We start from the raw sequence: 17,128 nt of genomic DNA, 5'->3' as shown, positions 1-17,128 counted from the left end.
GTCGTGATGACGGCGAACAGTTAGGCACAGCCGTGGGTGGGGCCCATCGAGGATGTGAGATGGGCTTGAGGCGGACGGTGAACACGTTGGTCAGCGTCACGGTCAGGGAGCAGCTCGGTGTGAGCCGCGATGCGTCAGGTGGGGCGAAGGGCCGGTGGCCCGGAGCAGGTTGAGGATGCCGGTGGCCATGGCGAGGCGGCCCGGCGCCAGGCGAGTTGGCAACTGCGAGGCGGAACCGTCGGCTTGGCCAGAGCACGGTTTCTAAGCGGGCTGGATCACGAGTGTCAGTACGCCGGCGGCCGTCGCAGTCAGCAGGGCATGGGCTTGGTGATGGCCTGTTTCCAGGCGAGCCGGTCCCGGTCACCGGCGAGGGTGACGTCGGCGAGTGCTGCTTCCTCGCCGGATCCGTGGGCGACGCCGGTCAGGGTGCCGACCCGCTCACGAAGTTCGACCACGGCCTTGATCCTGCCGTTGGGGGTGGGGATGGCCAGGTTCCAGGCGCCTTCGACGGACATGCTGATGTCCTTCCTGACTGTGCAGGGGGCCCGGGGGGATGGTGAGCGACTGATCCGCGAAGGGCCGGGGGCTCAGAGGGGGGTGGGCGTCGGGCCCTGCGCGCGCCAGACGGTGCCGCGCCGCTCGTGGGAGAAGAGCTCTTCAACGGCGTACGCGACGCGGGGGCCCACCTCGCGCTCCAGTATGTACAGGCCCAGATCGAGACCGGAGGTCACACCGGCGCCGGTGATCAGGTCGCCGTCGTCCACGATGCGGGCGCGGACCGCGTGGGCGCCGCTGGCAGCCAGCATGTCGAGGCACATGTGGTGGGTGGTGGCGTGACGCCCCTCCAGCAGGCCGGCCATGGCCAGGACAAGCGAGCCGCCGCAGACGGTGGCGACGGTGATGTCGGGGGCGTCCATCGCCTGCTTGAGGAGCGCGGGGAGATCGGTGGTCAGCGCGCGGCCCAGCAGCACCTGGATGAACTCGTCCTGCTTCCACTCGCCGACGCCCACCTCTTCGGCCGGGGCCTCGCCGGGTTCGCCCACGCGGCCGGAGGCGCCGGGCACCAGAAACATGTCGGCGCGCTCCAGGTCGAGGGCACCGGTGGCGCACAGCGTCAGTCCTCCGGTGCCGCTGACGACCTCACGAGGGCCCTCTGCGGTGACCAGCTCGACGGTCACCGCGCCGTTCGTCACCGCGCCGCCGGCGTACAGCACCTCGTAGGGGGCAATGGCATCGAGTGGGTCGAAGCCATCGAACAGGACGACCTGGATGTGCATGGGTGTTCCTTCGGTGTCGCTTTCCATCGGGACGCTCCGAAGTCAACCGGCTTTCCGTACGCCCTCCTAGTGGCACTAGTGACAGGTTTCAACGGGATAATGCCAACGCCTTCTTGAAGGGGGTGAGCTGGTACGACAAGGAGCTTCCGGCTTGGCAGCCTGGATCCGCCAAGCTGATGGGGAGGTAAGTTCTGGCCATGCATACGGTTGCCGTTCTCGCGTTGGATCAGGTGATCCCGTTCGACCTGTCCACCCCGATCGAGGTCTTCTCCCGGACCCGCCTGCCCGACGGGCGGCCCGGCTACCAGGTCCGGGTGTGCGCCGAACGCGACGAGGTCGACGCCGGCGCCTTCACCCTGCGCGCCCCCTGGGGGCTGGAGGGCCTTCAGGGCGCGGACACGATCATCGTGCCGGGCGTCACCGATCTCGCTGCCTCGCTCCCTCCCGCCGTGCACGAGGCGCTGCGGTCGGCCGCTGGCGACGGCACCCGGATCGCCTCCATCTGCGTGGGCGCCTTCCCCCTGGCTGCCACAGGGCTCCTCGACGGGCTACGCGTCACGACCCACTGGCGCGCGGCCGGGCTTCTGGCCGCCACCCACCCGGACATCGACGTCGACCCGGACGTCCTCTACGTCGACAACGGCCAGTTGCTCACCTCGGCCGGCGCTGCCGCGGGTATGGACCTGTGTCTGCACATGATCCGCCGTGACTACGGCTCGGCCGTCGCCGCCGACGCCGCCCGCCTGTCAGTGATGCCTCTCGAACGAGAGGGCGGACAGGCGCAGTTCATCGTCTACGACCACGCGCCCATACCGCAGGGCTCCGAGCTTGAGGTGCTGCTCACCTGGCTACAGGAAAACCTGGCCCGCGACCTCACCCTCGCCGACATCGCCAAGCGGGCCGGGACCAGCACCCGAACCCTGATCCGGCGCTTCCGCGACCAGACCGGTACCACCCCGCTCCAGTGGCTCCACCGAGCCCGCATCCGTCAGGCACAGCACCTGCTGGAAACCACTCAGCACTCCGTGGAGCGCATCGGCTGCCAGGTCGGCTTCGGCTCCTCCACCGCCTTCCGTGACCGCTTCAAACGCACCACCGGCGTCAGCCCGCAAACCTACCGGCGCACGTTCAGCTGAACCGGTGACTCGGAGCCACCGTCGATCCGATGGCATAGCGCCAATGGTTGTCACGTTTCCCTCCATGCCCAACGAATGAGCGGGCCTGGCCTGCGGGTGATACCGCGTCCAACCTTCGTGGAGGGGACCTTGGCCCCCATCGTCGTTCTCGACGCGCAGCTGTCGCAGCACCTATCGCGTGGGGCTTTGTGCGAAAGCTGTTTTGCGAGAGGTTGCGAGAACGAAATTCAGGGGCAAACCGGACATGGTCCGGTAGGGGTCCCGCCGTCTCACGGAACTAGTCATTTCTGCGAACCACACGAGCTACATCCGGGTCCGCGCGTACGCTTGCAGCGCGTCGCGGACGAACGTCGCCCCCGCGGCATCCTCGTACATGCCGGCGAAGCGAGGGTCTTCGACGTACATGTCCCCCAGGCCCTTCACCATCTCGATCGAGCGCTCCCGGTCGCCCTCGGCCGTGGGGGTACCCGGAATCTGACTCAGCCACTGGACGTGCCGGGCAGCCAGTGACTGAGCGTGCTCCGAAGTCGGAGAAACCCCGGCCTTCACCGCGGTGACCCATGCGGCGACGAGGTCTTCGGTGTCCTGCTTCCAGGCCTGCTGTTGATCAAGGGTCTTGCCGTGCCACCAGTCGTTGCTCACTTGGAACGCGCGCTCGCCCCAACGTGAGATGACCTCGTCCTTGTAGCGGTCGTTGAAGCCCGCCAACATAACGTCCATCCGTGGTTCCGCCCCCGCCTGCAGAGCCTCGAGCGTGTGACGCACGGACCGGAGCTGCCGTTCGATGCGGTCCCGTTCCTCTTCCAGTGCGGCGATGTGGGCGCGGAGCCCGTCGCACGTGTCCACCTCGTCGGCCAGGACCTCGGCGATGGCCGACAAGCCCATGCCGAGCCGGCGCATGAGCAGGATCCGCTGGAGCCGGGCGACCGCGCCCGGGTCGTAGTAGCGGTACCCGTTCGCGCCGACCCGAGACGGGGCCAAGAGCCCGACGCGGTCGTAGTGCCGCAGGGTGCGGCTGGTGATACCAGCCCTCGTCGCGAGTTCCTGGATCGTCCACTCCATCGTCCCAGTGTTACCCGCGGCGGAGCGTGGCGGCGATGATCTCCGAGCTGTCGGCGTGCAGGGCCTGCGCCGCCGTCTGCCCGGTCGCTGCCAGGTAGGTGTCGACCAGCCTGTTGCCCGCGGCGTACCCGGCGCCCATCGGCAGTCCCACTGGGGGGAGGCCGAAGCGCTCGGCGCTGGGATCGCCGTGCACCCAGGCAGTGAAGTTCTGCATGCCTGTCACGTCGAGCCCGGTGAGCACTTTGCCGAAGATCTCGTCGTCGTGCAGGTGCGGCACACCGATGCGGGTGGGGCCGAGCTCGTCGCCGTAGAGCTGTCGGGCGAAGGCGTCGGCCAGGCCCTCGGAGACGATGTGATCGCCGACCGTGACGGTCATCGGGTCCCACACGACCCCGCCCGGGCCGAACCGCAGGTTGTGGTGGAGTTCGTGCACAGCGGTGGCCTCCAGCCGTTCCACGTTCTCGGGGAAGGGCCAGAGCGTGATCACGATGTGGCCCGAGATGCCGCCGAACCCGGTCACTCCTCGGCAAGGATCCATGAAGTGCTCGTCACCCGGATCGCCGAGCACGAAGAGCACGGTGATGTCCGGGGACCCCAGCCCCGGCGTCGCCTCCAGCAGTACGGTGGAAGCGTCGTCGAGGGCACGTTGCATCCGCTCCCAGGCTCCGGCCGCCGCCAGGGTTTCGAGCGCGTCGAGGCAACGCTCCTCGTCGCGGTCGATGGGGAACCCGGACGCTTCGAGGTGCATGGCCACCAGGTCGACCTCGCCGGGGTAGTAGCGGTACATGCCCCTGGCGGGCTCCAGCATCGAACGCAGCAGGTCAACGCGGTCCGCGACCGGGGCCAGCAGGATCCGCCTCATGGCGGAGCAGGTGTCAAGAACAGTGATCGACATGCCCCCGATGCTAGAAGTTGACGCAGCGTCAAGGTCAAACGACCGACGCTCTTCGTCGAGGTACGGCCGGCATGTCGTCACCCAGACCCGTCATGACCGGCGGTTCGCCGCGCGATGGACTCACGCAACTTGGTCAGCCCGCTGCTCCCGTGTGGTCCGGCCCGGCGTACGGGCGCGGGTGCCGCTCAGTCCGGGCAGCCGCCCGGCCACATATCCACGGGGGGCGAACAGGGTGCAGGGGAAGCCCCGCCTCACGTGGCATGCCGGCGGCGGGCCCACACCGGCCGCACTTCACTTCGCGTGCGCTCGACTTCCGCCGCTCGCGGCCGATCACCCCCTCCTCCCTGGACCGCTGTGCGGGGTGAGGTCGAGGCGGGTGTCCATCTCCGGCCGGAAGGTGCCGTACGGGCTGATGTCGGACCAGAACAGCGGCGCTGTCAGCCCGCGCCGGTCCAAGGCCGACGGCAAGAAGCCTCCCCGAGCAGCCGAGGAGCGCGGCGGGGACGGTCGTCCAACTGGTGGACGCCCTGGCGCAGTCGGTGCAGCGCGCGCAGGAGAGCCGCGGCGAGGGCGAGCACGCGACTGTGCATGAGATGAAGCCGAAGAGAACCGCGAATAAGGCTGCTGCCAAGAAGACGCCCACGAAGAAGGCCCCCGGCGAGGAAGCCGACGGCCACGAAGCGCGGCGCCTAGCGGCCCGGTGTCGCTGTTCTGGAGCCACGTGAATCCCTACGACGGTTCGAGCCGGACATGGACAGACGCCTCGACCTGGATCTGACCACCCGGGAGGCGGTGCCCGGGCCGCGCACCCCCGAGGGCAGAACGGCGGTGGCCCCTGGGTGGAGCCGGGGCTCGGATCGCCTGCGAACAGCAGCTGGCCGCCGGAACCCACGCCGCATGGCGACACGAACACGTGTCAACTCCACGAGATGAGGCCGATCTTCTGACCACGAGTGCCGTCACCACTGCGCGATCAGTGGGTAAGGGCCACGCCGGACTCAACCCCAGGTCTGGCCGGCCGGTTCCTTGATGGCGCGATTGATCCGCTTGAAGAAGTTGGTCAACGCGATCTCCAGGTTGATCGCGCCAATCTGCTCCTCACTGAAATGGGCGTTGAACTCGTCCCAGATCTCGTCGATGACGCCCTCCGCACCGTCCTGCAGCCGCGTGGCGGCCTCGGTCAGCGCCAGTGCCGCGCGTTCCGCATCGGTGTAGAACGGCGCCTCGCGCCACGCCGCTACGTTGTGCAGCCGCTCGTCGGTGTCCCCGGCCTTCTTCCCTCCCCCGGCGAAACTTGCGTAGACGCACGCCGAGCAACCGTTGATCTGGCCGGCGCGCAGGTGGACCAGCGCGAGCAGCTTCGGGTCGACGCCCGGACAGCGGAGAGAGCCTTGTTGGACAGCTTCTGACCTCGCGTCAGGGGATGGCGCCGACGACCATTGCGAGTACCCCGATCGCCCCGCACACCAGGCCCGTGACCCGCGACTTCACGACGCAACGAGTCTCATTGCGCACGCCATCAGGCCGCGCTGCTCACGGGGATGTCGTAGGCGAACAGGCCGCTGTTTGAGGCGACGTAAAAGGATGGGCTGTGCGGGAGGAAGGCGCAGGAGTTCAGAGTAGCCGTCGTACGGATGAGTGCAGCTGGTTCTCCGCTGGCGGCGTCCCAGAGGCGGATGCTCTGGTCGGCGCTGGTACTGGCGATCCATCTGCCGTCCGGACTGATTGCCACCGCCTTCACCATCGCGGAATGCCCCGTCAGAGCTCGGGGGGTGTCGTCGAGGGTGGTGTCCCAGAGGTAGACGTTCTGGTCGGTGCCAGCGCCAGCGATCCATCTGCCGTCCCGGCTGATCGCCATCGCTTTCGCCGCTGAGCGTTGTCCCGGGAGCGAGCGCAGGAGTTGGCCCGTGATCGGGCTCCAAAGGCAGAGGTCGCTGTTGTCTGCGATGCTGACGAGGGTCGCGCTGTCAGGAGTGACGGTCAGGGCGTGAACGTGGGGGCCATGTTCCGAAAGAACATGCCGCAGTGTTCCTGAGCCGGCCTCCCAGACACGGATGTTGCCGTCGCTGCTGCTGGTGGCGACCCATTCGGCGTTGGGTGCGACAGCCCATCCCCTTGTCTCCTGGCCCGATCCGATGCGGGTTTGGGTGAGGTGTGTGCCTAGGTCAGCCTCCCAAAGGGTCAGATGGCGGCTTCCCCCTAGGGAGATGATCTTGCTGCTGTCCGGGGTGATGGTGACCGACTGGATGGAGTTTGTGCGGCTTGTGATCGTGACGCGTGGGTCACCGGTCACAGCGTTCCAGGTGCGCAGCGTGTGGTCGGCGTTCGCGGTGACGAGCCAGGTGCCGTCGGGACTGACGGCGACGTCCTGGACCGGGTTGCCGCGGCTGATGGCGGGTGATGGCGGCGACAGATCCCACACATGCACTGTTGGGGCGGCTTCACCCGCGGCGGCAAGCCATCTGAAGTCGGGGCTCGTCGAGATACGCGTCGCCGGGTCGATGGGGCCGCTCAAGACACGTGCGCCGACGCTGTTCGTGGTATCCCAAATACGGATGGAGTGATCCGGATACGCAGTGGCCAGGTGCCGTCTGTCGCCACTGAGGGCGAGCGCGGACGCGCCTCCTTGGTACCGGGTCAGGACGAGAGGGAGTTCGCCATCGCGGTAGTAACGGTGGGTATCCCAGATGTAGATGGTGCGGTCGTCTCTCTCGACGGCGAGCCAGCGTCCGTCGGAGCTCACCGAGAACCTGTGCGGGAAGAGCGGTGGCCGAGTGTCACTCACACTGCGCCAGGTTTCGGAAAGCAGACCCCGAACCCTGACTTGGAGAGCGTCACCTCGGTGGGCGACCCAGATGTCATCTTCGCAGACGGCGAGTGCTGTGCCCTCAGAGAAACCGCCGTAGTTGCTGAACTGTTGCTGACGGCATTGTCCATCGCGAAGGTCCCAAAAACACACTTCACGGTCTATGACTGCGGCGAGGCGGAGGGCGTCGGAGTTGATCGCCAGGGCGTGGATGCGTCCGGGTGGGCTGGACAGGGTGCGTAGGAGCTGGCCGGTGCTGACATTCCAGAGGTGGACCGCGCCGCCGGCATGTCCGGTGGCCACATGTCGCCCGTCTGACCCGATCCCGACTGCCGTGGGTGTGCTGATGCGGTCGGGCAGTTCCAAGGTGAAGTATGGGTCGGGCAGATCGGGTGGGGTGTTCCGGCGGACGAGTAAGGTGCCGCTCCGCGACACTCGTGCCGTTTGCTCGTGCCAGGCCGGGACGTTGGCCAGGCGGTCGTACAGGACACCGTCCAGAAGTTGAGCCGGCTGCGTGGGAGTGAGCAGCGGAGCGGCACGTCCCAGCTCCCGTGCCATGAGTCGGGCCGGCGGCGTGGGCACGAGTGAGAGATCGCTCCATGGTGCGGTGGGTCCGCGCTGGTGCAGGCGCACACGGACCCACCGCAGATCGGATGCCACTTCCTGGGCTTCTGTGAGCAGGCCCGCTTCGACCATGTGCTCGATGAGGTGATCCACGAGGTATCCGTCCCCCGTCTCCCACCAGGCCCGGGCCTGACCTGTCTGGGAGGTGGGAGCGGTGTCCCAAGGGATTACCTGGGCTATACCGTTGATGAAGCAGGCGTTGACCGAGCCGAGTTCGGTGCCGAGTTCGCTGCGTAAGTAGTCGCGCACCACGTCGTGGATGGTGATCGTCCCGCCTGTGGTCCGGGCGTCCAGGCTCAGGAGGGAGAGATCAGCAATCTGCTTGCACAAGGCCCGCGACTCCATCTCGGGCAGACCTGCGGTGGCCTGCCACAAATGGCAGATCAGGCCGACAGGGATCGTCTCGTCCTCCGCGAAGATGCCCAACTCCGCGAAGCGGCGGGCGCCTTCTGAGGGAAGCAGAGTGGTGGCGGCCTCGATACTGGCCCGCACCGCCTGGTTCCTGCGCCGGGGATCGTCCAGGTCAAGCGCCACGACTGGACCCGGCAGGAGGTCGAGCCCGGAAGGCCCCCTTTGCTGGAGTCGCTCCAGCAGGTGTCGGGCTGTCTCGTTGAGACCGGCACCGGTGGCGACCTGTGCCGCGAGACGCTGGTTCGCCATCCGTAGCAGCAGAGCCCAGTGGCCTGTCGCCAGCACGAGGTCCTGGACCAGAGATGCCTCCAACTCACCAAGGCCGTGCGTGAGAACTGCCTCGGCCTGTCGCTGCGACATCCGGTCGACGACGACCCGGTCCGCGCCGCCAGGAAGGACTTCCGGCCTTCGGGTGGTGATCACCCGTACGCAGTTCCTGCCACCTCCGTGAAGGAACGGCGCGAGTTGCTCTGCCTCCCATACGTCGTCGAGCACCAGCAGCGTACGAGGCCGCTGATCTAGCAAGGTCCCCAGTCGTACCCCTGCCTGATCCGGGTCGGTGCCAGCCTCCAGGGTGTCCCCCGTGACGTAGCGAGTCACCTCCGCGACCTTGGCCGCGATCGCGGCCCGCCCTCGCACATCACGACCAATGGTGATCACATGCACACCGCCGGGGAACCGCCGGCGCACCTTGGGGTGAGCACACACCATGTGGGCAAGTGTTGTCTTGCCGAAGCCGCCCGCCCCGTGCAGACCAGTCGCGATCCCCACCGATCCGCCGCCGCCACTTCGGCGGCGTACCAACGCCACGACCCTCTCTGATTCCTCGCGGTCCACCACCCAGTCCGGAATCACTGGAGGCGCCGGTACGCTTGCCTCATTGGCTCTGTCCGAACCGGGCTGGGAGCTCAAGGCCATGAGCAACGCGAAGATACCGGCGCCCGCTCCCAGAACGCTCGCGAGGGGATCTGCCTCGCTCCATCCGTCCCGGAACGCAGTGGCAGCGAGCCACACCACAGCCGCCACTCCTAGCAATGCCAAGGACCGTGCTCTCCAATTGCCCCCACCCATAGCACCATCCTGCCGTCGGTGGCTTTCGAGCGCCATCACTTCTCACGCACCTCTGCCTGCACATGAGGGTGACTGCACGCAGCTCCTGCGAGTCATCGTGGAAGACCAGGAGTTCCTCGGCAATGGCCCTGGCGACGTACGCGTCCATGAACGCCTTGAAGTTGCTGGGCAAGGGCGAGCCGATGCTGCGTCGTGAAGTCGCAGGTCACCAGCGACTTCACCAATGCACACCGCTCAATGACTCAGCGAGGGGGCCTCTTGCCGTGGATGCTCGTGATCTTGGAAGCGTTCTCCAGTGCTTCTCGAAGTCGTTCGTTGGTCATGGCGAGATGCTGGAGTTGGGCTACTGCGAGAGCCAGCCTGGAGACCAGCTCTTGGTTACGTCGGCGGAGTTTCGCATTCCTGGCGATGAGCCTGTCGTGCTCGCTGGGCCCGTCGGCGGGAATGACCGAAGCGGATCGGAGGGCGCCGAGCTCGCGAGCGATGTCGGGGAAGCGCCGGCGAAACGTGGTGTTGCTCAGGCCAAGCCGGCGGGCCAGCCTCAGAACGCTGGGCTTGGTGTTGGTCTGCTGGCAGATCTCCAGCATCTCGTTCATCCTCTTGCGGGCCAGGGCCTCCGGCAGATCCGAGACGCGGATGGTCATGAGAGCGCCTCCGTTCGCGCGTTGTTGGCGAGGAACTCGGTGATCTCGGCGTGACGTTCCTGGAGGCGATGCCACAAGAGGGGAGGCATGGCCGGGCGAGTGGCCATCCTTTTTTTCAAGGCGGGCCAGTTCCCGGGTCCATGCGGTGACGTTTTCTGGGGTGAGAGAGACGTTTCTGCAGGACAGGGGCTTGCAGCCGCCGTGGCTGGGGAGTCCCTCGCTTCTGCCGCGTTTCGCTTTCTCGCAGAGGACCTTGGGGTCGTGGACGCAGGTGATGTACTCGCCGGGGTAGATCGCTGGATCGTGTCGTTTCATGATCCGCTTCAGCCGGTGTTCGTCGAGGGCGATCTGGCCCTGGAACTGGGCTCGTTCGCCGAACTCGTCCAGCCGACGGGCAACCTCTTCGGCGGAGGGGCCGGTCAGGTCGATGCGCTCGTGGGCGTCGATCATGGTGATGTAGGTCTCGCCGCGGGCGAGTGCCTGTTCGCTCTCGACCTCGGCCCGGAAGCCGGAGGCACTGGTGCCTGCATATCCTTCGAACATTTGGATTGATTGATGCCGATATTGCAGGGCGCCCAGCGATGACTCCGCCGGGGCGCCGGGCGATAAACCAGGCGAGTGTGCGACCGAAGACGCTGGTCTTGAACCCGGTGCGGCTTCGGCCGGCTGCGGGGATGGTGTCGGGTCGGTCGGCGGCCACGCAGAGCTGGTCGGCATAGGTGATGAACTTGTTGACCTGCGCCGTGGCCCCGGGAGGCGACCGTATCGCCGAGGAGCCTCATCATCAGTCGTCCTCATCGGCCATGGCCGCCTCGTATGCCCGCAGAGTCTGGACAAACATCTGCCGCTGTTCGGGGGCCAGGGGGTGCAGTGCCTGACGCCAGGCGCGTGCTCCCCGTGCCAACCAGCTGTCGATGGACGGTCGTTTGCTATCGGTAATACTGACGATGCGCCGACGCCGGTCCGATTCGTCCTCGCGCCGCTCCAGGATGTCCTTCCGGCTCAGCTCACTGACCATGAGGCTGACGGTGGTCGGGGCGACCTCCAGACGGGCGGCCAGATCGTTCACGGTCATCGGGCCGTCGAACAGCAGATAGGACAGCAGCGACAGGTGCCGCGGCGCGAGCGCAAGCGACTGGAGCTCCTCGGGCACCCGGATCCGCTTCGCGCGTCCAACCATGCGAGGCATGAGAAGCAGCAGTGCCCTGATCGCCTCGTCGACTCCCGGCTCGGGTTCCTCCCGGTCCGTCTTGCGGCGGCTCCGGCCCTCGATTGACATCGACCATCCCTCCATTTAGCTTTGATGACAAAGGTGCTTTGCCTCCAAAGTGAAATTGTCTTCATGGTAACGAACCATCTGAAACGGAGCTGTGATGCCACACTTCGAGGTACGGATCCACGAAGAGGAGCTCGACGGAAAAGTCGAGCCTAAACTCGTCCTTGCCCTGACCGAGGCACTGGTCAAGGTATACGGAGAGCGAGCACGCCCCATGGCAGTCGTCGAACTGTTTGGCATCCCACGCCACCGCTGGGGCATCGGCGGCGTACCCGCCGCGGTGAACGCACCGATCGTCTCGCTGAACGTGCGCGAAGCGGCGTTGAACCTGCCAGGCATCGACAATGCCCCCACACAGCTGATCACGTCTGTCACCGATGCCATGGTCGAGGTCTTCGGCGAATCCGTCCGACGGCATGTGACTGTGTACGTCGTCGGCGTTCCCGCAGGACGCTCCGGCGTTGGCGGCGAAGTCGATCCGCCCCCGGCGAACTGAGCATCAACCGTGTGTCCGTGCCTGTTGCCGCTCGTCTGCAGCACGAGCCGCAAGGTATTCGGCCCAGTCGCGTCTGGCGTAGGCGACACAGCGGAGCGCGGTGTGGTGGTGCATGCCGGTCACGTCGGCGAGGATCGGGCTAGGGAGATCAGCAGCAAGCGCGGCCAGTGCCCCGTTGCGCGCGGTGCGGACCATGATTCCGTGGCGGTTGAGTTTCTGGGTCATGCCGTGTGTCGAGATGGGCTTGCCCTGGACCATGCCCGGGAAGAGCCAGCGAGGACCAGGGTGGGCTCGCGAGAGCTGCGGCCGTACTTGGGGCTGTTCGGCAGGTTGCCGGAGGAGCTCGGCGAGCCGTGGAGGCAGCAGGACGGGGTGGCGGCCCAGGAGCAGGTGGGCGCGCTTGTCACCGAACTTGAGGTGTTCGGGCGTCAGGTGGCAAAGACGTTGGGTGGACGTGCCGAACAGCAGGGTGATCGCGCCGCCGGCCCGGACATCCGGCGGCAGGGCGTCGTCGGTCAGGCAGCGCTGGAGGAGCCGCCAGCGATCGTCGTCGTCGAGCAGGTTCTGGGGCTCCTGGCTAGGGATGGAGGGCACGGTGCGTTCGCAGGTGAGCCGGCGGCTCGTGGTCCATTTCAGGAAGTAGCGGATCAGGTAGCGCCGCTGGCTGGTGGCCCCGGCGATCCAGTCGTCGATGTGCTCCTGGGCGAGGTCGGCGAGGGCCAGGCCGCGTTGGTCCGTCCAGGCCAGGAAGTCCAAGGCGACGCTGACGCGGCGCCGCAGGTCGCGGTCGGCGGAGGCAGGGTGGCGGCGCATGGCGGCCCGCTGGCGGGCGCGTCGGAGCAGGAACCAGTCCAGGAAGGGACGGGCGAGGCTGGCGTGCGCGGCCGACTTGTCGGCGAGCTCGTGCTCCAGCCAACCCGGGATGCGTTCGAGGTCCTCGTTGCGTCCCTCCAACACCTCGATGTGGACGAGGATTTGGCGGATGTATCGCTGGTTCCGGCTGGGCGGAAGCTCATCCAGCAGCTCGTGGCTGAGCTCGTGCCCTTCGGACGCCAGCCGGGCGAGGAGCCTGGTGTTCGGGCTCTCCTTGAGCCACTGGATAGCAGGGAATGGTGAGGGAGCGCGCGCCAGTGCGGCCGCGAGCGGTTCCAGCTGTGGGGTGATCGTGCCGTCGGGCCCGGCCAGCAGGGCGTTGACCCGCTCGGCGAGGACGCAGTGAGCGCATCGGCCGTGCGGGGGGTCGCATCCGCGCGGGTCCGGTAGGCATCCACGTGTGCGCGGGTGAGGTGCTGCGGAGTCGGGGGCGGAAGGACGAGGGTCTCGAGGAACCGGGACCAGTTCAGCACAGCGTCCCAGGCGTGCCGTGAGCTTTCCAGAGTCCTGGCCCCGCCGCTGTAGCCGGTTCGCAGGGCGACCGACCGGGCCAGGAACCGCCGCCGGCCCGGCATGGGTAGCGTGCTGAAGTCGAGGGTTCTGCTTCGGCCGTCCTCGCCGTGGAAGTCGACGAGGAGTGAGCCCGGGACATCCTCCCGGACCAGCGGTGGGGCCTCGTAGGGCTCGGCGGGGACGGCAGCCGGGCGGTTCGTTCCAGTGCTGCCCCGGCCTCGGCGGCGGGTCACCGCGTCGCCGCTTCCTCGGGCAGGTCCGCGGGCGGCCCGCCCAGCTCACCGACTGGGGTGTTCGCGGGTCCTCCCAGGTGTCCGGGACGAGGGCTATGCGTGTCTCCATCTCCAATTCCCGCAGGGCATGTAGATAGATCAAGGTCGACAGTTGCGAGGTGTGACCGAGCCGGCGGTGGACCCAGTCGACGGGGTCACCGAAGATCCGCTGGTAGTGCAGGCGCAGGCAGGGTAGCGAAGCCGAGATCCACCATGCGGTCCAGCGCGCGATCGTCCATCGCCCACCCGGCCACGATGAGCCGCTCCTCGGCGTCCGCGTACGCCGCTGCCCAGTCGTCGCCCGGGACCTCGGCGACATTTCCGGGTTCAGCCGCTCTGTAGGTGCCTTGCATGATGTGCGGATAGGCAAGCGTATTGCCCAGGACGTGGGCGATCAGAGCGCGGATGTCGAACTCGTGGCAAGGGGTGGGTGTGTCGAGCTGCCCAGGTTCGACGGTGGCGACGAGTGCGGCGAACTGGCCGGCCGCGCGGTACAGCAGTGGCCGGGGGTCTTTGGGGGTGTTCACCGGGGCTGGCTTCCTTCCGTCAGCGATGTGCAGTAAGCGGATCAAGACAGCTCAGCCGTGGTACGACAGGTTCAGGGCCAGGGCGGCCACCGCCAGGGAGAAGAACATGGCCCAGCCGCCGAAGTGGTAGTCGCGAGCTCGCAGGTGGGCACCGAACGCGACGAGGAAGTACAACACGAGGCCGCCCGCGGCGAGCGCGCCCAGCACCGGCACGGCGAACCCTGCCAGCAACCCCAGCGAGCCCAGCGCCAGCAGCACGCCGAACGGGCGCATCGTCGAGTGAGGCAGCCCCATCTTGTCCGCCTGACTTCTGGGGTAGTCGTGACCGACGAGGTTCGCGACGGCGGCGAATCCGTTGGTGACCGAGGCGAGAAGAGTGACTGCGAGATAGGCGGCGAACACGAGGTTTCCTGTTCCGTGTAAAGGACAACTGGATGTTCACGGAGTTGACGGGCCGGCTCTCCGAAAAGTGACATGCCATCGCGTGATCTAGGTCATGGCACAGCGCCCGAGTGCGACACCTCCGGACCGACATCGGCCAGAAGCGCGTGCGCCGACCACGGATGCCACCGCGTCTACACCGACTCGAAGATCATTGCGGGACAAGCCTTAGGGTCAGTCCAGTGCTCGCATCAGATCCTGCCCATCGGGACCGCAGCGTCGAAGCGGTCGCCCAGGTTCACGCAGCCGCCGATCTGGCCGTCGGAGCCGTGGACGACGAGGTCGGCTCTGCCGTCGCCTGACACGTCGGCGAAACTGATGCTTCCCTGTCCGGGCATAGCCAGGTGGTTGGCCCAGCCTTCGCTCCAAACAGTGCCGCCATCGAAGTAAGTGCCCTTGTTGGTACGGACGCTGACCTCACCATCGGTGCCATGGACGACCAGGTCAGCCCTGCCATCACCCGACACATCAGCGAAATAAAGACGCCCCTGCCCCGGCATACCCAGAAAATTGGCCCAGCCCTTGCTCCAAACAGTGCCACCGTCGAAGCGGCCGTCCACGTTCCTGTGACCGGTGATGACGCCTTCGGCGCGCAGGACGGCGAGATCGGCCTTTCCGTCGTTCTCGAGGTCGGCGGCCGTCACCATCGGCATCTCCGGGGGCGCTGCCGGATCGTTGCCCGTTTTCGGCGCACGCTGTCGGAACGCGGTGCCTGTCTGCCCGTGACAGTCCGTGAGCCCGATCGGCGCGCCGTGAGTGTGTGAACCGTCGACAACTTGGAGGCACTGCGACGGAGTGGTGGCCGATGACTCGATCCACGCGAAGGTCTCCCGGTCGGTGAAGAGGAAGTCCGCCTCTTTCTGTCCGTTGCATTCGGCCTGCCGTGCCCGTGGGGTCCCGGAATGGCCAGCGATTTCCAGGCACTGGTTGCTGTGCACGTTGATGATGTTCACCGTGTCCCGGCCGGATGCGGACGGCCGCAACGTCCATACGGCACCGGCCTGTCCGGCGCATTCCGCCTGGATGAGCGGAGCACCCGGAAGCTGGGACGAGCCATCCACTGCCACACACTTGCCGCTGTGCGCAGCGATGATGTTGATCGACGAAGCGGCGGCTGCTTCCGCCCGGCCCGTGGGAAACACCACCATTGCGCCTGCTGCCACCACCCATGCGGTGAGGAACGTCAGCTCTCGCAGGAACCCCCGAAATGGTCTGCCCACCGTCATCGCCGCCATCAGAACCTCCAAAGCTCGCCGCCGCCGACTACAACGCCTTTTGGATCAGGCGGGAGCATTTAAGCACCCGGTGATGTGACTGCACCCTCAGCTCGACCAACCCAAGTTCACTTAGGCAGCGCGCAGTTGGGCCGGGTGCGCAGGCGATGAGGGCGCTGAGTGGCTGCCCCGGTGCCTTCGCGCCGGCGGGCGGGCCAAGGAGTGACTCCCACTCCCGGCGTGCCCACCCGTATTCGAAGTGATCAATAGGAGGCGCTGTTCTTGCCTCGCATATACGCGATCTTGCGTCGCGCTGTGGCGACGACGCAGGCGACGACGACGCCTGTCAGTCCGCCGAAGAGCAGGCCGCCGATGGGGTCGCCGTCATCGGCCCACGCGGTGGCGACAGCGACAGCGCACCACGCCACACCGACGGCCAAGGCGACACGGTCTCCGTCAAGCGTGCGCCACGCGGACCGGCGGTGGGACCGCTTCGTCAGCCAGATCTCGACCAGGACGAAGACGACGATGAGCGCGAGCCAGACGATAGTCATCGAAATGCACCTTTCTCCGCAGGAATGTCAGCGGCAGTATCCGTCGCCCTGCTTACCCGAGTACTCACCGGGCTTCCCATAGCTCTTGATCTTCAGGCACTTCTTGTGGGACTGAGCAATGTTCGCCATCGTGGTGATCGCGGCAACAGTGATGCCGGCAGCGGTGGTGAAGCCCGCGGGTATCGACGCGATGATGGTGGCAGCGAGACCGCCCCCGAGAGCGATCTTCCGGGTTTCGCTCTTGTTGAAGTAGACCGTCCCGCTGATGATGCCCCAGGTGTAGTGAGGGTCGGCCACCACGGGGAAGGCTGTGGTGCTGTTGGTGTCGATGCTCTGCACCAGCGTGCCGCCTTCCAGCTTGTAGCTGGTGGCAACGTCCTTGCCGTTGGCGTCCTTGGCCCACGGCGCCGAGATGGTGCCCTTGAGGGTGGTGAAGCCCTTTCCGGTGTCCTGGAAGATGTCGTAGCCGCCGCTGTCGTTCGCGGCCAGGTGCGCACCGGCCGGTATTTGGAGGTCGAAGCGCTGCTCGGTGGGAGCGTCCTTGTCCTTGAGGGTCACCAGTGTGCGGGCGCCGCCGTCCGTGGTGGGCTGGACAGCGAGGTCGGTGGAGTCCGCGGCGTCGGGGTAGACGATCGTCCCGGAGCCCGCCTTTACGCCCTCGACACTCTTCGCGCAGCTGCCTTCTCGCTGCGCTGGTCTCGCACATCGGCGGAGGCCGACGGGGCGATCGCAAGGACGAGTGAGGTGACCGTCACTGCGGCGACCAGACCGGTCGCGGTGCGCTGACGGTGATTCATGAAGCCCCTCCAGTAGGACACGCAAAGTGCGGCGGCGCGGGAACCCGAACGGAAGCCCCCAACCCCGAAATGATCTTGAAGAACTGTGGCATATGTCGTAGCTGCCATGAAAGGGCCACATAGGATTTAGATAAGAAAAGGGACCAAAGTCCTGCTACCAGCTCCTTGGTCCCAACTCGTTTCCTCGAACACGGCCTGGACGGCTTGTGCGACGACCCGGGCCCGCCACCCACTGGTCG

The 17,128-nt window shown here is 66.8% G+C and carries 16 protein-coding genes and 1 pseudogene; 2 read left to right on the top strand and 15 right to left on the bottom strand.

All coding sequences use genetic code 11. From position 1 onward, the window contains the following. Window positions 1-308: 308 nt before the first annotated feature. Both ACF062_RS20830 and ACF062_RS20825 read right to left on the bottom strand, forming a co-directional pair. Entirely contained in the window at window positions 309-515 is a 207-nt protein-coding gene (locus ACF062_RS20830; RefSeq protein WP_392140110.1) for a hypothetical protein, read from the bottom strand. Between the two features lie 72 nt (window positions 516-587). Next, complete coding sequence (locus tag ACF062_RS20825) at window positions 588-1,277, bottom strand: DJ-1/PfpI family protein (RefSeq protein ID WP_392140108.1); 690 nt, start codon at window positions 1,275-1,277, stop codon at window positions 588-590. A gap of 197 nt (window positions 1,278-1,474) precedes the next feature. Here ACF062_RS20825 and ACF062_RS20820 point away from each other — a divergent pair, with 197 nt between their 5' ends. Continuing rightward, window positions 1,475-2,413 (top strand): GlxA family transcriptional regulator, encoded by a 939-nt coding sequence (locus tag ACF062_RS20820; protein ID WP_392140106.1) that lies wholly within the window; start codon window positions 1,475-1,477, stop codon window positions 2,411-2,413. A gap of 303 nt (window positions 2,414-2,716) precedes the next feature. Here the strand turns inward: ACF062_RS20820 and ACF062_RS20815 are convergent, their stop codons facing one another. From ACF062_RS20815 to ACF062_RS20785, 7 genes and pseudogenes are all read right to left on the bottom strand, one after another. Continuing rightward, on the bottom strand, window positions 2,717-3,475 hold the full coding sequence (locus ACF062_RS20815) for a MerR family transcriptional regulator (protein ID WP_392140104.1): 759 nt from the start codon (window positions 3,473-3,475) through the stop codon (window positions 2,717-2,719). Between the two features lie 10 nt (window positions 3,476-3,485). Further along, window positions 3,486-4,370 (bottom strand): DUF2268 domain-containing protein, encoded by an 885-nt coding sequence (locus ACF062_RS20810; protein ID WP_392140102.1) that lies wholly within the window; start codon window positions 4,368-4,370, stop codon window positions 3,486-3,488. Window positions 4,371-4,807: 437 nt separating this feature from the next. Beyond that, a complete protein-coding gene (locus ACF062_RS20805) occupies window positions 4,808-4,960 on the bottom strand; it encodes a hypothetical protein (protein WP_392140100.1) in 153 nt (50 codons plus the stop codon). Between the two features lie 408 nt (window positions 4,961-5,368). Then, window positions 5,369-5,746 (bottom strand): annotated as a pseudogene (locus ACF062_RS20800) (carboxymuconolactone decarboxylase family protein); the annotation flags it as partial. Window positions 5,747-5,889: 143 nt separating this feature from the next. Continuing rightward, entirely contained in the window at window positions 5,890-9,021 is a 3,132-nt protein-coding gene (locus ACF062_RS20795) for an NB-ARC domain-containing protein (protein ID WP_392140098.1), read from the bottom strand. A gap of 503 nt (window positions 9,022-9,524) precedes the next feature. Next, complete coding sequence (locus tag ACF062_RS20790; RefSeq protein ID WP_392140097.1) at window positions 9,525-10,469, bottom strand: hypothetical protein; 945 nt, start codon at window positions 10,467-10,469, stop codon at window positions 9,525-9,527. 241 nt (window positions 10,470-10,710) lie between these two features. Then, a complete protein-coding gene (locus ACF062_RS20785) occupies window positions 10,711-11,205 on the bottom strand; it encodes a MarR family winged helix-turn-helix transcriptional regulator (protein WP_392140095.1) in 495 nt (164 codons plus the stop codon). A 94-nt stretch (window positions 11,206-11,299) separates the two neighbouring features. Here ACF062_RS20785 and ACF062_RS20780 point away from each other — a divergent pair, with 94 nt between their 5' ends. Further along, the gene (locus ACF062_RS20780) at window positions 11,300-11,698 is read left to right on the top strand and encodes a 4-oxalocrotonate tautomerase family protein (protein WP_392140093.1); all 399 of its coding nucleotides are present in this window, start codon (window positions 11,300-11,302) and stop codon (window positions 11,696-11,698) included. Window positions 11,699-11,701: 3 nt separating this feature from the next. Here the strand turns inward: ACF062_RS20780 and ACF062_RS20775 are convergent, their stop codons facing one another. The 6 genes from ACF062_RS20775 to ACF062_RS20750 form a co-directional block, all read right to left on the bottom strand. Then, window positions 11,702-12,652: a hypothetical protein gene (locus ACF062_RS20775; RefSeq protein WP_392140091.1), complete on the bottom strand. Its 951-nt coding sequence runs from the start codon at window positions 12,650-12,652 to the stop codon at window positions 11,702-11,704. An 859-nt stretch (window positions 12,653-13,511) separates the two neighbouring features. Continuing rightward, window positions 13,512-13,883, bottom strand: a complete 372-nt coding sequence (locus tag ACF062_RS20770; RefSeq protein ID WP_392140089.1) for a maleylpyruvate isomerase N-terminal domain-containing protein — start codon at window positions 13,881-13,883, stop codon at window positions 13,512-13,514. Window positions 13,884-13,934: 51 nt separating this feature from the next. Beyond that, window positions 13,935-14,285 carry a DoxX family protein gene (locus ACF062_RS20765; protein ID WP_392140087.1) on the bottom strand — a complete coding sequence of 117 codons (351 nt, stop codon included), beginning with the start codon at window positions 14,283-14,285 and terminating at the stop codon, window positions 13,935-13,937. Between the two features lie 230 nt (window positions 14,286-14,515). Next, on the bottom strand, window positions 14,516-15,559 hold the full coding sequence (locus ACF062_RS20760) for an RICIN domain-containing protein (RefSeq protein WP_392140086.1): 1,044 nt from the start codon (window positions 15,557-15,559) through the stop codon (window positions 14,516-14,518). 242 nt (window positions 15,560-15,801) lie between these two features. After that, entirely contained in the window at window positions 15,802-16,092 is a 291-nt protein-coding gene (locus ACF062_RS20755; RefSeq protein ID WP_392140084.1) for a hypothetical protein, read from the bottom strand. A 27-nt stretch (window positions 16,093-16,119) separates the two neighbouring features. After that, on the bottom strand, window positions 16,120-16,650 hold the full coding sequence (locus tag ACF062_RS20750; protein WP_392140082.1) for a hypothetical protein: 531 nt from the start codon (window positions 16,648-16,650) through the stop codon (window positions 16,120-16,122). Window positions 16,651-17,128 lie beyond the last annotated feature (478 nt).

The organism is Streptomyces sp. NPDC015345, from assembly GCF_043078805.1.
GTDB lineage: Bacteria > Actinomycetota > Actinomycetes > Streptomycetales > Streptomycetaceae > Streptomyces.
The sequence above is the reverse complement of the archived record's forward strand: the minus strand, read 5'-3'. Positions and strand labels throughout refer to the sequence as shown.